The organism is Rhizobium sp. CSW-27, assembly GCF_018760785.1.
In the GTDB taxonomy this organism is placed as follows: Bacteria; Pseudomonadota; Alphaproteobacteria; order Rhizobiales; family Rhizobiaceae; genus Neorhizobium.
On the sequence record NZ_JAHHZO010000015.1, the window covers coordinates 1 to 15,454 of the forward strand.

At 62.4% G+C, this 15,454-nt stretch carries 21 protein-coding genes; 14 read left to right on the forward strand and 7 right to left on the reverse strand.

Annotated elements, in window-relative coordinates:
- Nucleotides 1-665: 665 nt before the first annotated feature.
- The 3 genes from KLP42_RS21855 to KLP42_RS21865 all read left to right on the forward strand — a co-directional run bounded on the left by KLP42_RS21855 (nucleotide 666) and on the right by KLP42_RS21865 (nucleotide 1,904).
- A complete protein-coding gene (locus KLP42_RS21855; protein ID WP_215569483.1) occupies nucleotides 666-974 on the forward strand; it encodes a DUF736 domain-containing protein in 309 nt (102 codons plus the stop codon).
- Nucleotides 975-1,294: 320 nt separating this feature from the next.
- Nucleotides 1,295-1,465: a hypothetical protein gene (locus tag KLP42_RS21860; protein ID WP_207591826.1), complete on the forward strand. Its 171-nt coding sequence runs from the start codon at nucleotides 1,295-1,297 to the stop codon at nucleotides 1,463-1,465.
- 265 nt (nucleotides 1,466-1,730) lie between these two features.
- Complete coding sequence (locus KLP42_RS21865; RefSeq protein ID WP_207591827.1) at nucleotides 1,731-1,904, forward strand: hypothetical protein; 174 nt, start codon at nucleotides 1,731-1,733, stop codon at nucleotides 1,902-1,904.
- Between the two features lie 39 nt (nucleotides 1,905-1,943).
- Here KLP42_RS21865 and KLP42_RS21870 read toward each other — a convergent pair whose 3' ends face one another.
- From KLP42_RS21870 to KLP42_RS21885, 4 genes are all read right to left on the reverse strand, one after another.
- A complete protein-coding gene (locus tag KLP42_RS21870) occupies nucleotides 1,944-2,294 on the reverse strand; it encodes a thermonuclease family protein (RefSeq protein ID WP_296036012.1) in 351 nt (116 codons plus the stop codon).
- Nucleotides 2,291-2,434 carry a hypothetical protein gene (locus KLP42_RS21875; RefSeq protein WP_207591828.1) on the reverse strand — a complete coding sequence of 48 codons (144 nt, stop codon included), beginning with the start codon at nucleotides 2,432-2,434 and terminating at the stop codon, nucleotides 2,291-2,293. Before KLP42_RS21875 ends, KLP42_RS21870 begins: the two co-directional genes overlap by 4 nt.
- A 27-nt stretch (nucleotides 2,435-2,461) precedes the next feature.
- Nucleotides 2,462-2,728 carry a WGR domain-containing protein gene (locus KLP42_RS21880; protein WP_207591829.1) on the reverse strand — a complete coding sequence of 89 codons (267 nt, stop codon included), beginning with the start codon at nucleotides 2,726-2,728 and terminating at the stop codon, nucleotides 2,462-2,464.
- Nucleotides 2,729-3,194: 466 nt separating this feature from the next.
- Entirely contained in the window at nucleotides 3,195-4,157 is a 963-nt protein-coding gene (locus KLP42_RS21885) for a LysR family transcriptional regulator (protein ID WP_207591831.1), read from the reverse strand.
- Nucleotides 4,158-4,242: 85 nt separating this feature from the next.
- Here KLP42_RS21885 and KLP42_RS21890 point away from each other — a divergent pair, with 85 nt between their 5' ends.
- From KLP42_RS21890 to KLP42_RS21940, 11 genes are all read left to right on the forward strand, one after another.
- Complete coding sequence (locus KLP42_RS21890) at nucleotides 4,243-5,340, forward strand: ABC transporter substrate-binding protein (protein ID WP_215569486.1); 1,098 nt, start codon at nucleotides 4,243-4,245, stop codon at nucleotides 5,338-5,340.
- Nucleotides 5,337-6,389, forward strand: coding sequence for a FecCD family ABC transporter permease (locus KLP42_RS21895; RefSeq protein WP_252193173.1), 1,053 nt, complete (start codon nucleotides 5,337-5,339; stop codon nucleotides 6,387-6,389). The genes KLP42_RS21890 and KLP42_RS21895 overlap by 4 nt, the downstream gene beginning before the upstream one ends.
- Entirely contained in the window at nucleotides 6,386-7,138 is a 753-nt protein-coding gene (locus KLP42_RS21900) for an ABC transporter ATP-binding protein (RefSeq protein WP_207591833.1), read from the forward strand. The genes KLP42_RS21895 and KLP42_RS21900 overlap by 4 nt, the downstream gene beginning before the upstream one ends.
- A gap of 16 nt (nucleotides 7,139-7,154) precedes the next feature.
- Entirely contained in the window at nucleotides 7,155-7,670 is a 516-nt protein-coding gene (locus tag KLP42_RS21905) for a hypothetical protein (RefSeq protein ID WP_207591835.1), read from the forward strand.
- Nucleotides 7,645-8,124 carry a phosphonate C-P lyase system protein PhnG gene (phnG, locus tag KLP42_RS21910; RefSeq protein ID WP_207591837.1) on the forward strand — a complete coding sequence of 160 codons (480 nt, stop codon included), beginning with the start codon at nucleotides 7,645-7,647 and terminating at the stop codon, nucleotides 8,122-8,124. Before KLP42_RS21905 ends, phnG begins: the two co-directional genes overlap by 26 nt.
- Nucleotides 8,121-8,696 carry a phosphonate C-P lyase system protein PhnH gene (gene phnH / locus KLP42_RS21915; RefSeq protein ID WP_207591842.1) on the forward strand — a complete coding sequence of 192 codons (576 nt, stop codon included), beginning with the start codon at nucleotides 8,121-8,123 and terminating at the stop codon, nucleotides 8,694-8,696. The genes phnG and phnH overlap by 4 nt, the downstream gene beginning before the upstream one ends.
- Nucleotides 8,680-9,729 carry a carbon-phosphorus lyase complex subunit PhnI gene (locus KLP42_RS21920; protein ID WP_207591844.1) on the forward strand — a complete coding sequence of 350 codons (1,050 nt, stop codon included), beginning with the start codon at nucleotides 8,680-8,682 and terminating at the stop codon, nucleotides 9,727-9,729. The genes phnH and KLP42_RS21920 overlap by 17 nt, the downstream gene beginning before the upstream one ends.
- A complete protein-coding gene (locus KLP42_RS21925; RefSeq protein WP_207591848.1) occupies nucleotides 9,722-10,567 on the forward strand; it encodes an alpha-D-ribose 1-methylphosphonate 5-phosphate C-P-lyase PhnJ in 846 nt (281 codons plus the stop codon). The genes KLP42_RS21920 and KLP42_RS21925 overlap by 8 nt, the downstream gene beginning before the upstream one ends.
- The gene (locus KLP42_RS21930) at nucleotides 10,560-11,327 is read left to right on the forward strand and encodes an ATP-binding cassette domain-containing protein (RefSeq protein WP_207591859.1); all 768 of its coding nucleotides are present in this window, start codon (nucleotides 10,560-10,562) and stop codon (nucleotides 11,325-11,327) included. Before KLP42_RS21925 ends, KLP42_RS21930 begins: the two co-directional genes overlap by 8 nt.
- An 8-nt stretch (nucleotides 11,328-11,335) precedes the next feature.
- On the forward strand, nucleotides 11,336-11,989 hold the full coding sequence (locus KLP42_RS21935; protein WP_207591861.1) for an ATP-binding cassette domain-containing protein: 654 nt from the start codon (nucleotides 11,336-11,338) through the stop codon (nucleotides 11,987-11,989).
- 506 nt (nucleotides 11,990-12,495) lie between these two features.
- A complete protein-coding gene (locus tag KLP42_RS21940; RefSeq protein WP_207591863.1) occupies nucleotides 12,496-12,717 on the forward strand; it encodes a hypothetical protein in 222 nt (73 codons plus the stop codon).
- Nucleotides 12,718-12,887: 170 nt separating this feature from the next.
- Here the strand turns inward: KLP42_RS21940 and traG are convergent, their stop codons facing one another.
- The 3 genes from traG to traC are packed head-to-tail and all read right to left on the reverse strand — an operon-like array spanning nucleotide 12,888 to nucleotide 15,325.
- On the reverse strand, nucleotides 12,888-14,822 hold the full coding sequence (traG, locus tag KLP42_RS21945; RefSeq protein WP_215569490.1) for a Ti-type conjugative transfer system protein TraG: 1,935 nt from the start codon (nucleotides 14,820-14,822) through the stop codon (nucleotides 12,888-12,890).
- Complete coding sequence (traD, locus tag KLP42_RS21950; protein ID WP_207591866.1) at nucleotides 14,809-15,024, reverse strand: type IV conjugative transfer system coupling protein TraD; 216 nt, start codon at nucleotides 15,022-15,024, stop codon at nucleotides 14,809-14,811. Before traD ends, traG begins: the two co-directional genes overlap by 14 nt.
- A 4-nt stretch (nucleotides 15,025-15,028) precedes the next feature.
- Nucleotides 15,029-15,325 carry a conjugal transfer protein TraC gene (gene traC, locus KLP42_RS21955; protein WP_207591867.1) on the reverse strand — a complete coding sequence of 99 codons (297 nt, stop codon included), beginning with the start codon at nucleotides 15,323-15,325 and terminating at the stop codon, nucleotides 15,029-15,031.
- Between the last annotated feature and the right edge of the window lie 129 nt (nucleotides 15,326-15,454).

Below are 15,454 nucleotides of genomic sequence, written 5' to 3' on the forward strand. Positions count from 1 at the left end.
CGGTCGTCACCACCGTTGGCGGCCGCTTCTTCCATATCACGCTGATCTTGGAGACCTTGTGCGATGTTAGTCTCCAGCTTTCCCCAGATCGACGGTTTCAGAGCGTCGGGTTTCGGTTTGCGGGACGATTTGCGTTCGATGATGAACGGCTTGGTCTGCTGACGCATTGATCCTCCAGGCTACGATTCGCGAGCGCAACGATATCGCGCAGGGCATGGCAGGCAAGCCGGACCACGGCTGGACGTGACCTACTCCCCAATCGAAGCAGGCTCCGACGATGGGACAAGCGGAGCATGATCCAGGTTGCCATTCTTCCCACGGGCAAATGCGGTGAGCGCCATTGCCATATCCCTTCACGACAGAGTTTCCGGCAACCCATCTGCGGGCTCGATGGGGCATGTCTGACCGGAGACCGGCTGCGCCTCGATCGTCTTCCCGCAACGACAAGGCTTAAGATTTCTTACCCCGGATCCCTCACGGGCTCCTCCTCTCCCACTAACAAATCTGCGACTTGTCGCCCTCCATTGCATTGCGGCCCAATCGCCACCCCAACGCGCAGGCGCGCTGGGGACCCCGGCTGGGTGCGGTCCGATCGTCCCCGGTCTTTGCGACTGCCATCGAGGCCGCGATGGGCGCGGCCCGAACACGAGAAAAGGAATACGACAATGGCGACTATCGGCACCTTCACTTCCGAAAAGAACGGCTTCACCGGCTCCATCCGCACGCTTGCCCTGAACGTCAAGGCACGCATCGCCCGGGTCGAGAACCCTTCCGACAAGGGCCCGCAGTTCCGCGTCTACGCCGGAAGCGTTGAACTCGGCGCCGCCTGGCAGAAGACCTCCGGTGAGGGCCGCGACTACCTCTCGGTCAAGCTCGACGATCCCAGCTTCCCTGCCCCGATCTACGCAACGCTCGCCGAGGTCGAAGGCGAGGAAGGCCTCCAGCTCATCTGGTCCCGCCCAAACCGCGACTGATCAGGATCACGAGGCTCCGCCACCGGCGGGGCCTTCTCTCCTGTCGAGAGATCAAAGCCGGATCTGGCATCGAGCCAGGCCCGGCTTTTTTGGTGGCATACGGTAAGCGGGGGAAGCTGCTCAGAATGCAGGATTGTGCCAAGCGGCAATGCCGGCCTCAAGGATGAGCGGTTCCCCCAATTTGCTCTGCCTGCCCTCAAGGGCAGCTTCCGCAAATCGGCTCCCCCACTCCCCGGCTCTGCCGGTCGTGCGCGATCCCTGACCCCGCCATCACCTCTCGGACCCACCGGTCATCGTTCACAGACGTCAGGGAGACGAAGATGACCTACGAACTCGAAATCCAGATCGAAGAACTGCGGGCCGAGTTGCGCAACGCTGTCGATGGCGTCGAGCGCCGCCAGATCGCGGCCGAACTCGACATCGCCCAGGCGGAGCTGATCGTCGCGGCTGCCGACCTGGACGGCCTTGCTGAAAGCGAACCGCCTTTTTGAGGCGGTTTCCATCGTCCGTCGTCTTCGAAGTCGAGCTGCCGCGATTCTCCTGTCGATCCCATTTCATCGACATTGGGAATGATGCGGATCGTGCGTCCCGCCGCAACCTGATGCCGGCAGAATTTTCCCCGCCTGCGGCTCCTCGCGGCACAAAATTCAGCCGTCATCAGGTCCTCCGCTCACGCTCCGGCCGTCACCGGTGCAGCACTCCTTCCCGATTCGCATTTCATCCCCGCGACGAAATGCAATCAGCAGGAGAAACCAAATGCAACAGCTCGCCAAGTTCCTCAAAGTCACCGGCCGCCGCCTTCGCAACCTCGCCAAGGTGATCTGTCACTTCTTCCGCAAGGGCAAGCTCGGCATGAAGATCGCGATCAAAATCCCGTTCCTCGTCGAAGTCGAGGTCAACTTCGAGACCGACTGGAACCGGCGGACCTAACCGCCATATGGCCCGGTTCGCCGGGCCGATCTCCAAGCCTCAGCACCATGGCTCTCGTCGGCCGCTCCAGGTCCAGGCGAGACCTTCCGAGACCAGAATATCGCCCAGGCTTCTACCGTCGCGGATCAGCACACGAAGCTTGCGACCATATCGGTCGGCATCGCGGCCAGGCCAAGCTTTGAGTTCAAACGGACCCTCGTTGATCAGCTCGAGCATTCTGGCCGTGGCGCGGTTGCCGAGGGCGAGTTCCGACGAGCACTTCGGTTCACTCACCTCCGGTGTGTCGATATCGGCGATACGGATCTTCTGGCCACGAAGCCAGATCGTGTCCCCGTCAACGACGCATGCCTTACGCGAGCCGGTGGCACACATTTCAAATGGCAGGCTCACTTTAGATCCGGCATCGCTCGCGTAGCTTTGTTGCCGATCAAGGCTTGGGCAGCTGGAGCAATGACGAAGATCGCCACCTGGATCATTCTGATGAAGCGCCACACCTGCCGACGAGCGACATCTTCTGATCTACTGTTCATGCGTAGTCCTTGAATTGGGCGTCGCTATCAGCTGTCGATGCGCAAATGTCGAATGACCGCTGCGTAACCGCGCCGCTTCTTCTGTCGGAGGAGATCGAGAAAGAGGACCACAGCCTCTTGCTCCGTTTCGAAATGGTGGCTCATTATCTGGCCGGTGGTTCCGATACGTCCCCAAGACCGTGTCAGGCAAGCCTCTCCAAACAGATTGGGCTGGATGGACATCGCATAGAAGCGGGCCATGTTTTTCGTGGCGTCCGATCTTTCGATATAGAGATGGTAGGGCTGGGTGATCATGCCGGCATGATGATGCTTCCCGAAACTGCCGTCCAACGAGAGTTTTGAATCGCTCGGGTGTGACCGATTCATTTTTGTGATGGTGAGATACTATTGGGTTCGGGCGGTCCGCCTTCGGCGTACGGCTCTATTCGCGGGAGCGAACGAAGCCCGCAGGCGGTCTTCGCCCATTCGGGTCACGATCCTCCCGCAAGGTGCAGGCTTCGCCGCTTTGCGCCATTAGCGGACGGAAAGCGTGTGAAAGTGACCGTTTGAGAACGCCTCTGAAGGAAACAAATGGGGTTCGCGGGCGAACTGGATAGACGTCGCTATGATCGCGGTAGCCTCACAATCGGCGGCTCGCGTGATGCCGTGGTGATACTGAGGATTCCCCTTGAGAGGATCTCGCGGCATTTCTCGATCAACGAGGAGGCGAGCGATGACGCGAGAGAGCGGTGAAGCTGTGCAAACTCAAAAGCCTATGAAGTTAAGCATATCCGGTTTCCCCGGGAATCTGGTCCTCGCGTTGACGCATCAGGGAAGAAATCTCGATCGTCAATGTTTCGAAGTCTATCGAATAGGGTGAACTGCGGCGCCAAAGTGCGAAGATTTTCCTGCCGATCGGCATATGCTTAATCGGCACCAGCGCCAGCTTACCTCCTGAGGTTAGTTCGCCGGAGGTAAGGGAAGGTACAAGGCATACATAGCCGTGTGCCAACACGAGGCGTACACGGGTCTCTATGCTCAGACCGTATGATCGGAAAATTGAGGTGTCGGAGCCATGGGTGCCTTTTGAAGCCCGGCCTGACTTGTCCATAGGAAAATCGTCCTCGCTCAGGGGAAGAAGGTTGAGCGTCAGCAGTTGTTCCTGCTCAATCTGCTCGAAGGCCACGATCGGATCGTCCGCACGTGTGAGAAGGTGGAAGGACTCCTTCAGTAGCTCCAGTTGGTTGAACGCTTCGTCGGCCATTGGGCAGGCGGTGATCACGAGATCAATTTCACCATCCTTTAGCCGGCGGCTTAGGCCTTCGTGCTTTCCTTCCATGAGAGCCAGTTCGAGGTACGGGTGCCGGTCCCGCAAGAAGGAGACGACGCGCGGGATAAGGAATGGGCCGACCGTCGAGATCACGCCGATGCGCAGGCGCCCGCCGAACGCGCCGCTGCGCCGGTCCGCTTCTCGTCCTATCTCCTCTATATGCTGAAGAAGAGCGCCGATGCGTCCGAGCATGACGATGCCAGCGTCAGTCGGCGTGACGTTGCGGCTTCCGCGTTCGAAAATGGTGACGCCGAGCACGGCCTCTACTTTGCGCACCTGATGCGACAGGCCTGAGGCGCTGATACCCATTTCCTCTGCCGCCGAGCGAAAGCCACCGCAACGGTCTACGGCCGCGACGAGCATCAGATCGCGAATGGAGAGGGAGGCCAACCTGTTCGAAATTTCTTCTCGCATTGTCCGATTTGTTCGACTTGATGTAACGCCACTCTCTCTATAGCAAAAACATGACTTTGATACTCATAAATGTACAGGAGAGCCGATGATGTTGAACCTCCGCCTGCCTACCGCTATTCTCCTTCTCGCCTTCGCCCCCACACCGCTTTTTGCCGACCCTGTTACCTTCAAAGATGTGACGGGCGCGGAGGTCACGTTGCCGGGGCCCGCGAAGCGGATCGTGACGCTGCCGCAACCAGCAGCCGCCACCGTCATCGCCGTCGATGGCACATCGGAGCACGTGGTCGGCATGAACCCGGGTTCTCGGAAGGCTTTCGAGACGGGCTTGCTCAAGAAGATGTTCCCTGATGCCTCGTCGATCGAGAGCGGCATCGTCGCGGAGGGCGGTAACGGATGGATGCCGAATGTCGAGGCGATTGCCGCGCTAAAGCCGGATCTCGTTATCCAGTGGGGTGGACGCGGCGACGAGCTCGTCGCGCCGCTGCGCAATGCTGGCATTCCCGTCGCACTGATGGTCGGTGGCGGTAATGGCGGCACGGAGGAGCTAGCGCGGGAAAACATCCGCCTCGTTGCCAGCATCCTCGGCAAGCAGGACAGGGCCGACGCGCTGTTCAAGTGGCGCGACGAAGTGATCGACGAGATCAAGGCGACGCTCGCCACCCATCCCGGGGCTGCAAAGCCGAAGATTCTGCATCTGCGCTCCTCCAAGGGCAAGTTCACGGCGACCGGCGAAAAAAGCTACCAGAACTTCTTTATCACTCTGGTGGGCGGCGAAAACGTTGGCGCGGGGCTCGGCGTCCAGGCCGAGGTTAATGCCGAGCAGATCGCGGCCTGGAATCCCGACCTCATCATGCTGACGGCGCACGAGGCCGATGCCGGCCGCGAGACGATCCTCGATGACGCGATCCTTTCGCAGACCGCCGCGGCGAAGGCCGGCCGCGTCTACAAGACGCCGAACGGCGGCTATGTCTGGGACAGCGCCAGCCACGAGAGCCCCTTCACCTGGATGTGGCTCGCCAATCTCGCTCATCCCGACCTCTTCCATTTCGATCTGCGCGCCGAAGTGAAGAGCGGCTTCGAACGGCTCTATAACTACGCGCCGACGCAAGAGGAGATCGACACCGTGCTCAAGCTCGACCTCAATGCCTCCGCTGCCAACTACGCGCAGTTCGCGCGCAAATGATGTCCGCTCCGGCCCAAGCCCGGCTTTTGTCCGGGCAGGCGGCTGGCGCCGCCTTTCACTGGCTGGCGCTTGTCCTGCTCCTTGCGGCGGCGGCGTTCGCCTCCGCCTCCGTCGGCCGGTTTCACATACCGTTCGGCGAGATCGCGGACATCCTCCGGCGCGGGCTGCTCGGGGGCCTTTCGCCCGAGACGATGGAGGAGCGCATCCTAGTCAACGTGCGCCTGCCGCGCATCCTGCTGGCGGCGATCGTCGGCGCGGGGCTCGCGCTCTGCGGGGCAGCCCTGCAGGCGCTCTTCCGCAACCCGCTTGTCTCGCCGCGCGTGCTCGGCCTCTCCTCGGGTGCGGCTTTCGGCGGGGCGATTACCTTGCTCGTCGGGGGAAGCGCCGCGGTGCTGTTTGCGGCTACCTTCGCCTCGGCGTTTACAGCGCTGGTGCTTGTGGCGGTGATCTCGCATGTCGCGGGGCGCTCGATTCTGTCCATCGTGCTGGCCGGCATCGTCATTGATGCGCTGTTTTCCGCGATGATCTCGCTCACGCAATATGTCGCCGACCCGGAGACCTCGCTTCCCGCCATCGTCTTCTGGCTGATGGGCAGCTTCTCCTCTTCGAGCTGGCAGAAGGTCGGCGAGCACGGGCCGGTTATCCTCGTCGCCATCGCCCTTCTCTATCGGCTGCGGTTCCGCATTGCGGTGCTATCGATGGGAGAGGAGGAGGCGCGCTCCTTCGGCGTCAATGTCGGGGCCTCGCGCTGGCTGGTCTTCGCGACCGTCTCGGTCATCATCGGCGGTTGCGTCGCGGTCTCTGGCGTCATCGGCTGGGTCGGGCTCGTCATTCCCCATGCTGCGCGCCTCCTGGTCGGCGAAGGCCACCGGCGTTTCCACGGCACGGCGGCGCTGCTCGGGGCCAGCTTCATGGTGGCGGTCGATACGCTCGCACGCACGGTGACCAGCGCCGAACTGCCGCTCGGCATCCTGACGGCGGTCATCGGCGCACCGGTCTTCATCTACCTCCTGTGCACGCGGCAGGCGCGGGGAGGCTTGGCCCGATGATTGTGCTCGAAAATGCCGGCCTTCGAAGGGGTGAGCGCTGGATCTTCCGCCATGTCAGCTTCAAGCTGCCGGAGGGGGAGGTTCTTGCGATCCTCGGCTGCAACGGGCGGGGCAAGACGACGCTGTTGCGCACCCTGCTTGGTTCGCTGGCGCTCACCGAGGGCGAGCGCACCATGCCGGCGGTCGTCGGCTACGTACCGCAGTCGCAGAGTGGGGGCGAGCAGCACCGCTGCCTCGACATCGTGACGATGGGACGCGCCGGGCGGCTCGGGCTTTTCGGCCTGCCGGGCAAGGCGGACGAGGCGGCGGCGCTCTCGGCACTTGCGACCGTGGGCGCCGAGCGTTTCGCCGAGCGACCCTTCGGCCAGCTTTCTGGCGGCGAGCGGCAGATCGTGCTGCTCGCCCGGGCGCTGGCGACGGAGGCCAAAGTGCTGGTGCTGGACGAGCCGGCTGCCTCGCTCGACCTTGCCAACCAGGATCTCCTGCTCGGTGTCCTCATGCGCCTCCGGCAGGCGCGGGGCCACACGATCGTCTTCACGACCCACCATCCGCAGCATGGCCTCTTCCTCGCCGACCGGGCGCTGATGATGCATGCCGGGGACGAGGTCCGCTATGGCCGGGCCTCGGAGATGATGACGGACGCGGAGCTCGCCCGTCTCTACGGCGTGCCGTTTTCCCGCCATGCCGCCGGCCCCGGCCGAACCGACATCGTTTCCCCGATCTTCGGGGCGGCGCCCCTTTCTCCATAACCGACAGGAGTCTCCCTTGGACACGATCACATATCTCGAAAACGGCGAAACCTTCACCGTCAACTTTGCCGAACTTCTGAAGTATCACGGTACCGGCTTCCCGGGCGGCGTGGCGCACGGATTGAAGGTAATGCAGCGCGCCTTCCCATTACTGGACGAGGGCCGACCGGTGGAGCGTCGCGAGGTGCGTATCGATACTGCCTTCCCTGGCCCCGGTGGACGCGACGCCATCGAATTCGTCACCCGCGCCCTGACGGATGGCCGCTACACAGTTGACCGATCGCTCGGCTGGGAGGGCATCGAGGAAAGCCCGAAGGGGAAGTACTATTTCCGCTTCACCTATCGTGGCACGGTAGTCGAGGTGACAATTCGGCCGGGTCATGTGCGCGGCGAATTCATCACGCTCGCCCGGAAGGAAGATCGCACTGCCGAAGATGAGGTTCGTCTTGCCGCGCTGAAGCGGGAAATGGGTGACCGTCTCGTACCGCTCGCCCCCGAGGATGTCTATGACGCCAAGGTCAGCCGTGCCTGAATCCGCTCCCATAGAGGCCGAACGCAAAGAGTGGATGGGCGTGCTCGCCCGCGCACCCATCGACCTGCTGCGGGCGGCCTTCGACGGCTGTCGAGAGCGCGAAAGGGCACGCTGGCTCGTCGAGCCGGAGATCGGTCTCCTCCAGTTACGTGCGAAAGCGCCCGTAACTGGAACGCCCTTCCATCTCGGCGAGGCGACCATAACGCGCTGCGTCGTCGATGTCGACGGCCGGCGCGGCTATGCGGTCGTGCTTGGTCGCGACCCGGAGCGGGCGGAAATAGCCGCTGTCTTCGATGCGCTTCTCCAGGAACCGCAACTTAGAGCCTGCCTCGCACAGGAATTGCTGCAACCGGCCAAGGTGGCCATCGGCGAACGACGACGCAGCAAGGCTGATGCAGCACAGGCGACGGCCGCGCATTTCTTCACAGCGGCGCGGGAGGGAGGAGCACCGTGAAGATCGAGATCGACCGGAGCGGCGTGAACCGTGTCCACGAGGATCAGCGTGCATTCCGCCAGCTTCTGGAGGCTTTTTCCTATCCCGGCACAATCGTCACCCTGGCGGAACGGCAGGCGGCGCACGCTGTCGTTCTTACAACGCTTGCCGACACCACCACGCCCCTCTGGATCGACGAAAGCTTTGCGGAGGTCCGGGATCGCGCGGTGGCCGCGCGGTGGCCGATGGTGGATAAAAAGACATGCGCCTTCGCGCTCTGTCGTAGCGAGATGCTGGACCGTCTCGACGTCTTCTCCACGGGAACCCCGGCTGATCCGCATCTTTCCGCCACCATCATAGCGGAGGTCGCAGATCTTTCCGGCGGCCTGCCGCTCAGGTTGGCGGGGCCGGGTGTCGGGCCCGGGGGCCGTACCTTCGCGCCGCTCGGCCTGCCGGCGGCGTTCCTTGCGCAATGGGCGCGTAACAATGCGGCATATCCGCTCGGCGTTGACGTCATCCTGACGGCAGGCGATCGCTGCGTCTGCCTTCCCCGCAGCGTAAGGTTGGAGGCATCCGATGTATGTTCCCGTTAAGGGCGGCGAGACCGCCATTGCGGAAAGCCTCAAGGCATTGGCGCGTAACCGGCGGGGTGATCCGTCCGTGCCTGAACTGTCGGTCACGCAGATCCGCGAGCAGATGCGCGGCGCGGTGGACCGGGTGATGACAGAAGGCGCGCTCTACGACCGCGACCTCGCCGCCCTTGCGCTGAAGCAGGCCCAGGGCGATGTGGCGGAGGCGACGTTCCTCCTGCGGGCCCATCGCGCTACACTGCGGCGCATGGGGCATTGTGAGCCCATCGATTTTTTGGCCATGCGCCATGACCGGCATATATCCGCAACCGCAAAGGAACTGCCGGGCGGTCAGATCCTCGGCGCGACCTATGACTACACCCATCGGCTGCTCGATTTCTCGCTAATGGAAGGGGCGGCTCTCCTTAGCCCCTCGAGAGCGGCAGGACCAGACGATCTGGGGGCAGCGGAGCCTGCCATGGTTCCCGCGCCATTTCCACACTACGATCATTTGCCTGCGGAGAAGAACGGCCAGGGGGCATCGTCCGGACAAGAGCCCACCGATATCACTCGGGTGCCGCTGCGTCCCCCTTACGGCGGGTCTGAAACGCTTGGCCATCTGGTTCGTGGTGAGGAGGGGTTCTTGACGGGGCTCGCCTATACACGCCTTCGCACAGCCGGTGCGTCCCATCCCTATGTCGAGGATCTTTCGGTGGGCGAGGTGGAAGTCTTCGTCGAGCTGGAGGATATCGGTTTCACGGTCTCTATCGGCGACGTCGAGGTGACGGCCTGCCGTATGGTGGCTCCGGTGCTCGACGGGGTGCAATCGGATCTTTCGCCGGGCTTCGGCGTCGCCTTCGGTGCCAACGAACGCAAGGCCGTGGCGATGGCCGCCGTCGATCAGGCGATTAAATCCGGACTTGACGCGGAATTGGTGCTTGCGCATGGCGACGGGGTGGAAGCGAGCGGCTATGTCTCGCATCTCAAGCTGCCACATTACTCCGATTTCCAAGCTGATCTCGAAACAATCCGGCGGGCGAGGGGCGGGCATGACTGAGACCTTCGCCTACCTCGACGAGGACAGCAAACGATGCGTGCGGCGTACGATCCTGAAGGCGTTGGCCATTCCCGGCTACCAGGTGCCCTTCATCGCGCCGGAAATGCCGATCGCCTATGGCTGGGGCGTCGGCGGCATGGTGGTTACGGCGAGCCTCCTCGGCAGGGACGACCGTCTGAAGATCACCGATCACGGCTCCGACGAGACGGTGAATGCCGTAAATATCCGCACCTTCTTTACCCGCACGGCCTTCGTCGCCACCACGACGCTGACCCGCGAGGCGACGCTGATCCAGGTGCGCCAGCGCGTGCCGGAGGCAACCCTTTCTGAAGGGCAGGTCGTGATCTACCAGGTACCGCGGCCGGATCCCCTGCGCGCCTTCGTCAATTCCGCGGGTGAGGCAGCCCGCATGCACGCCGAGGCCGATTACGGCAGGGTCTATACGCGGCTTTTCGAGGAGAGGACGGGAAGCCGCAGCGTCATTCAGCCCGGCTACGACTATCCCGTCATGGTCGAAGGCCGCTACCTGATGTCTCCTTCGCCGATCCCAAGGCGCGACAATGCCCGCCTCGACAATTCACCCGCCATCCAGATTTTCGGCGCGGCGCGTGAGCGCCGGCTCTATGCGCTGCCACCCTATACGCGGGTCGAAAGCGTCGCCTTCGAGGATGTACCCTTCGACCCCGGCCTTCCGGAGGACGGGCGGCGATGCGTCATCTGCGGTTGCGCGACCAGCCATCTCGACCACCTCCTTCTCAGCGACGACGGAACGAGTGAATGGGTTTGTTCTGATACGGAATGCTGTTCGCAGCGATCTGAGGAGAATGCCGGTGCTTGATCTGCCCTCTCCGATCTTGACGCTCGACCGCATCTCCTTCGATGGCCGGTTCGTCTCGGACGTAGCGCTTGCGCTCTATCCAGGCGAAGTCCTCTGTCTCGTGGGCAAGTCCGGCGCGGGCAAGTCGACGCTGCTGCGCATCGCCGCAGGGCGGCTGCGCCCTACTGAGGGTCGGGTGCTGCTCGCCTACGGCGGCGAGGCTCCGACATCGCTGTACGACATTCCTGAGCAGGCCCTTGTTACTCTCCGTCGCCGGCATTTCGGCTTCGTCGCGCAGAACGCACGTGACACGCTCGACATGGCGCGGAGCGCGGCCGCCAACATCGTCCAGCCGCTATTCGACAATGGCGAGCGCCATTTCGGCAAGGCGCTAGCGGCTGCGCAGCGCTGGTTTGCTGCGCTCGATCTCGATGCGGCGCGGACCGGTGACCTTCCGGGCACCTTTTCCGGCGGCATGCAGCAGCGACTGCAGATTGCCCGCGCGCTGGTGCACCGCCCACGCATCCTCTTTCTCGACGAGCCGACGACGGGCCTCGATACAACTGCTCAGGCATTGCTTCTAGCCCTGCTCTCCGAGCTACTGCGCCGTTCGGGCATAGCGGCGCTGCTCGTAACTCATGACCTCAGGATTGCCCGCCTGATCGCCCACCGTGTGATCGTGCTCGATGGCGGAAGAATGGTGGAGGAGGCTCCGCCCGACCGGTTGATCGCCGATCCCCGCCATTCGGTGGCGCGTGATCTCGTCTCAGCGATGATTTGAGGGTGGAAATGGCAATTCTACGCGTGGAAAACCTCGAAAAGCGGTATGGAGAACGCATTGTCGGTCCGGTGAGCTTTACGCTGACAGCAGGGGAGGTGGGACTGGTAGTCGGTGGCTCCGGCTCGGGAAAATCAACCCTGCTCGACCTGATCTACGGCACTCGTACGGCGACGGCGGGCACGGCGATCCTGGAAATCGACGAGTGGCGGCGCGATCTGCTTGGCCTTTCTGTACCGGAACTCGTCGTGGTGCGTCGAGCCGCCATCGGCTATTGCACGCAGTTTCTGCCAGCGATTCCCGGCAAGTCGGGCATGGAGCTTGGTTGCGAGGTGGCGCTCCCCTCCTACGTGACGCAGGTGTTTGAGCGCCTGGCGCTGCCGCCGCAGATCTGGAACTTGCCCGCCTCGACCTGGTCCGGTGGGGAGAGGCAGCGCCTCAACATCGCGCTAGCTGCGTTGCGAAAACCAGCGCTTGTTCTCCTCGACGAGCCCTTCGCATCGCTCGATCCAAGTCTGCATTCCGCAATTTGGGAATTCCTTTCGGATCTAGCGGATGCCGGTTCATCGTTGATTGTGGGCGTGCACCGATCCCAGGGAGATTTGGCTCCGGTAAGGACGTTAACCTTGCTTAGCCAACCGACAGCAACACGGTCGGTCGCATGAGCCTGTTTGGCGCGGTTCGGCTGAGGCTGACTTTCGATGACGAGAACCGCGCTCAAAGTGTAGGGCGGAGTCGCTCACGCAACACACCGCCAAGGCTGTAAACGACATGGCGCTTGTCAGCAGAGCCTGTAGTTACGACGTTAACCGCCGAGCCAAGGCGTCACATGCCGCTACAAAAGGCGGTTTTGTCCGCAGTACCGAAGCGCTGGCTCACTTTGTTCATGCCGGACTTCTGCGCCTCGGCAAACGCCGCCTGGCTCGAGGAGGGAGGTGTGGCATCTTCGATAGGTAGTCAATCGGCGATACCAACTGCCTGTCTACTCGCGAGCCTGCTTGGCAACCGACCGATATCAAATGCGACAATTCTTGCTAGCCCGCAGGAGCCGAGGTCCGAAAGCGGATGCCCGTCCTTGGTGACGAGCAACACCATCGGGTCCAACATCTGCACTCGTGATAGGTGAAGTGTCAGTAAGAGGGAGACAGCGAACTAACGAAGGGAGGCGCAGATGGAAGAAGCTGTCCAGATCGATAACCGTGAGGACTTCGGCCTTTGGGCGATCGAGTTGGCCAAGCAGATTGGCGTAGATCAGGGTTACGAGCTTGCGCGTGCTGCTAGCGATGGCTCCGTAGATGACGTCCGCGCTGCTGGCAACGCTCTCGACCAAGCCATCACCACTGCGATGATGGAGGTTTTCGACGGACTGACCGATGGAGTTCCCGAGCGATAGATGGCTGTCAAAAGCGGAATGCCTCGGTCGGGTGCAGTCGGTCCCGGCTTCCGCTGACGCGGCGCTATGCTGAGCCTCCTGCGGCTGCCCGCTCTCCGAACCGAAGCATGACGAGAATTCCCGAAATCACGCCCTGGCGGCCGTCGCTATGCTGATTTCTCCGATGCTCTTCATTGCTCATGGGCGGGCGCTTCGCGACGCGAGAACCTGCTCTGCTCAACGCAGGCTTTCATGTCGTTTCGCCGGAACCAGATGGCGCGACCGCACCTCAGCGGCGGGTTGCCTGCCGTGAAGACGATCTGCTCGTCAGCTCTCATGCGCAGCACTTCATGCGGCTGGATGAGCGGACGGGCCGCGAGCTGCTTCGATCTGGTTCTCGACGAGCCCCGCGACTGGAAGCTACGGCTGACCTGGTCGATCTCGACTGTGGTCGTACCGCAGCGTCGAGAAATGTAGTCGGCGGTCTCCGGATCATTGATCGCTGCGAAGGATATCCAGCTCGCGCTCTCAAACCATTTGCTCGACGCATCGCGTCCGCCATAGGTTTCGCGCAACTGGCCTATCGACTGATAGATCATAGCCAGCGTGATGCCGTATTTGCGGCCGGCGTCTCGCGCGGTCTCCAGAATGCGCATGTAGCCGAGACGGGCCACCTCATCGAGCAGGAAGAGCGCTCGCCCATCCATCGCGCCATCGCGATTGTAGATCGCGTTCAGGAACGAGCCGATCACGACGCGCGCCAATCCGCTATGGGTCTCCATCGTCTTCAGATCGATGTTGATGAACACATCCGTCTTACCAGATGCTATGTCCTCGGTGCGGAATGTCGAACCGGAGACTAGCGCCGCATAGTTTTGGTACGAAAGCCAGTGTGTCTCCTTGATGGCATTGGCATAGACACCGGAGAAGGTTTCCGGCGTCATGTTCACGAAGGCGGCGACGTTTTCCTTCACGAAGTCGGATTCCGAGTTGTCGTAGATATCCTGCAGACGCTGTCGAAGTTTCGGCTCAGGCTCTGACAGATTGCTGCGCACCTGGCGCAGTGTCTGCTGCTCCTTCGGCGTATGACCGGAGAGGCAGACATCGGCGATGATCGCCGTCAGGAGTTGAAGGCCTGAGGCACGGAAGAAGTCGTCACGGACACCGCTCGCGCGACCGCTGTCGCTCATGATCCATGATGCGACCGAGGCGATGTCCTCCTCCTTTGTGCCGCCATACTGGCCGACCCAGTCGAGTGCGTTGAAGCCGGTTGCGGGTTTACTCGGATCGAGGATCCGCGCACGCCGCCCCGCCTCTTCCCGATGCCTCGAGACCATGGGCGCGACCTCGTTCGAGGGGTCGAGCACGATGAGCGAACCTCCCCACTTCAGCGCCGTGGGGATCGTGACGGAGGTCGTCTTATAGCCACCCGATCCGGCAAAGACGATGCCGTGGGAAGAGCCGAACGAGCCATCGAAGCACAGCAGCGGTGACTTTCCGCCAGCACCCCACGTCTCGGTGGTGTCGGCACGGAACGAAACACCAGCGACACTGTCGCGGTCGACGCGATACCGCTCGCCCACCACGATGCCGCCAGTCGCCGGGAACAGTCTGTCGGCTTCAGGGAGCGTCATCCAATCAGCCTCGCCATGCAGGGCGCGTTTGCCAGTGATGCGTTTGGGCGCAGCCCGGGCGAAGGCGGCGTTGCCGATTATCGCCACGCGCATCGCGAAGCAGCCAGATATTAGTGCCGCAGCAGCGCCGATCATGGTCGATGGATCCAGATAAGACAGCGCGGATTTGCCCGCCGGCACCTGAGAGGAAAACGCCGCAAGCCGCACACCTTCCCGGGCACAAACTGTCAGGATAACTGCGGCGTTTCCGATTACAGCACCAAGCCCCGCGGCACGGATGCTGGCCGATCCGGCTGTCGCGAACAGGAAAATCAGACCAAGGGCCGCAGACGCCACGTATGGCGCCGCGACCCCTATCCGTCCAAGAGCAAGCCTTGCAGCCTCCGTCTTTCCGAACCCGGCAAGCCATGTCTCGATGCCGGTGAGCGCGAACACGGTCGCCGCGATCATGGCCGCAGGCAGAATGACGAGAACGATCCTATTCGCATTCATTGCCGAACGCCTCCGCCCCGATCGCTGTCAATCGCGTTCGCTCATTGTCGTCGGACTTCAGCCGACGCTGCAGATCCATCAGTGCGCCGAGCAGAAGCGCCCGCTTCTCGTAGCGGAGACCGGCTTTGACGATCAGGCCGCCAAGCTCGATCTTGTCGCGCGTGTCCTTCTTCCGGGCATCGGAAGTCGCGTTCCTGCTCATCCGCTCAAGCCTCACCAGCGATGCCCGAAGTCGAGCCAGAGCCGACCGTCTCGGTCTGCCCGCTGCCCGTGCTGCTGTCGCTGGCCCCTTTCCTTCCGACCGAACCGGGTTTGCCTCCGCGAAAGCGTTTCGCCAATTCCTCGAACGCCGCCTGAAGCTCCGTCTCCTCGATTTCGATCTCTCCAAGCCCTGCCCGCAGCGCGATGCGTCCGATGCGCTCGGCCTCTCTCGTTTCCGCGTGCTTGAGCTGTTCCTGGAGTTTGGCGATTTCTTCGCGGATCTTGGAGGAGGGCTTCTTCATCTCTGGATTGTCCTCTGTTGCTGCATGACGTGGTTCACGCAGCCAGAGTCGTTCAGATCGGCGTGCCGATCTACTAACAGAAATGCGAGTAGGCGGAGCCTACGCTTTTGAGCATCATCCCGTCCGTTC

Excerpts from the sequence above, each read along its gene's own strand:
- KLP42_RS21875 (WP_207591828.1), bottom strand. The coding sequence starts at position 2,434 with ATGAACAGTAGATCAGAAGATGTCGCTCGTCGGCAGGTGTGGCGCTTC.
- KLP42_RS21920 (WP_207591844.1), top strand. The coding sequence starts at position 8,680 with ATGTATGTTCCCGTTAAGGGCGGCGAGACCGCCATTGCGGAAAGCCTC.
- KLP42_RS21895 (WP_252193173.1), top strand. The coding sequence starts at position 5,337 with ATGATGTCCGCTCCGGCCCAAGCCCGGCTTTTGTCCGGGCAGGCGGCT.
- KLP42_RS21925 (WP_207591848.1), top strand. The coding sequence starts at position 9,722 with ATGACTGAGACCTTCGCCTACCTCGACGAGGACAGCAAACGATGCGTG.
- KLP42_RS21885 (WP_207591831.1), bottom strand. The coding sequence starts at position 4,157 with ATGCGAGAAGAAATTTCGAACAGGTTGGCCTCCCTCTCCATTCGCGAT.
- KLP42_RS21940 (WP_207591863.1), top strand. The coding sequence starts at position 12,496 with ATGGAAGAAGCTGTCCAGATCGATAACCGTGAGGACTTCGGCCTTTGG.
- KLP42_RS21880 (WP_207591829.1), bottom strand. The coding sequence starts at position 2,728 with ATGATCACCCAGCCCTACCATCTCTATATCGAAAGATCGGACGCCACG.
- KLP42_RS21900 (WP_207591833.1), top strand. The coding sequence starts at position 6,386 with ATGATTGTGCTCGAAAATGCCGGCCTTCGAAGGGGTGAGCGCTGGATC.
- KLP42_RS21865 (WP_207591827.1), top strand. The coding sequence starts at position 1,731 with ATGCAACAGCTCGCCAAGTTCCTCAAAGTCACCGGCCGCCGCCTTCGC.
- KLP42_RS21935 (WP_207591861.1), top strand. The coding sequence starts at position 11,336 with ATGGCAATTCTACGCGTGGAAAACCTCGAAAAGCGGTATGGAGAACGC.
- KLP42_RS21855 (WP_215569483.1), top strand. The coding sequence starts at position 666 with ATGGCGACTATCGGCACCTTCACTTCCGAAAAGAACGGCTTCACCGGC.
- phnG (WP_207591837.1), top strand. The coding sequence starts at position 7,645 with ATGACGCCAAGGTCAGCCGTGCCTGAATCCGCTCCCATAGAGGCCGAA.
- KLP42_RS21860 (WP_207591826.1), top strand. The coding sequence starts at position 1,295 with ATGACCTACGAACTCGAAATCCAGATCGAAGAACTGCGGGCCGAGTTG.
- traC (WP_207591867.1), bottom strand. The coding sequence starts at position 15,325 with ATGAAGAAGCCCTCCTCCAAGATCCGCGAAGAAATCGCCAAACTCCAG.
- traD (WP_207591866.1), bottom strand. The coding sequence starts at position 15,024 with ATGAGCAGGAACGCGACTTCCGATGCCCGGAAGAAGGACACGCGCGAC.
- KLP42_RS21890 (WP_215569486.1), top strand. The coding sequence starts at position 4,243 with ATGATGTTGAACCTCCGCCTGCCTACCGCTATTCTCCTTCTCGCCTTC.
- traG (WP_215569490.1), bottom strand. The coding sequence starts at position 14,822 with ATGAATGCGAATAGGATCGTTCTCGTCATTCTGCCTGCGGCCATGATC.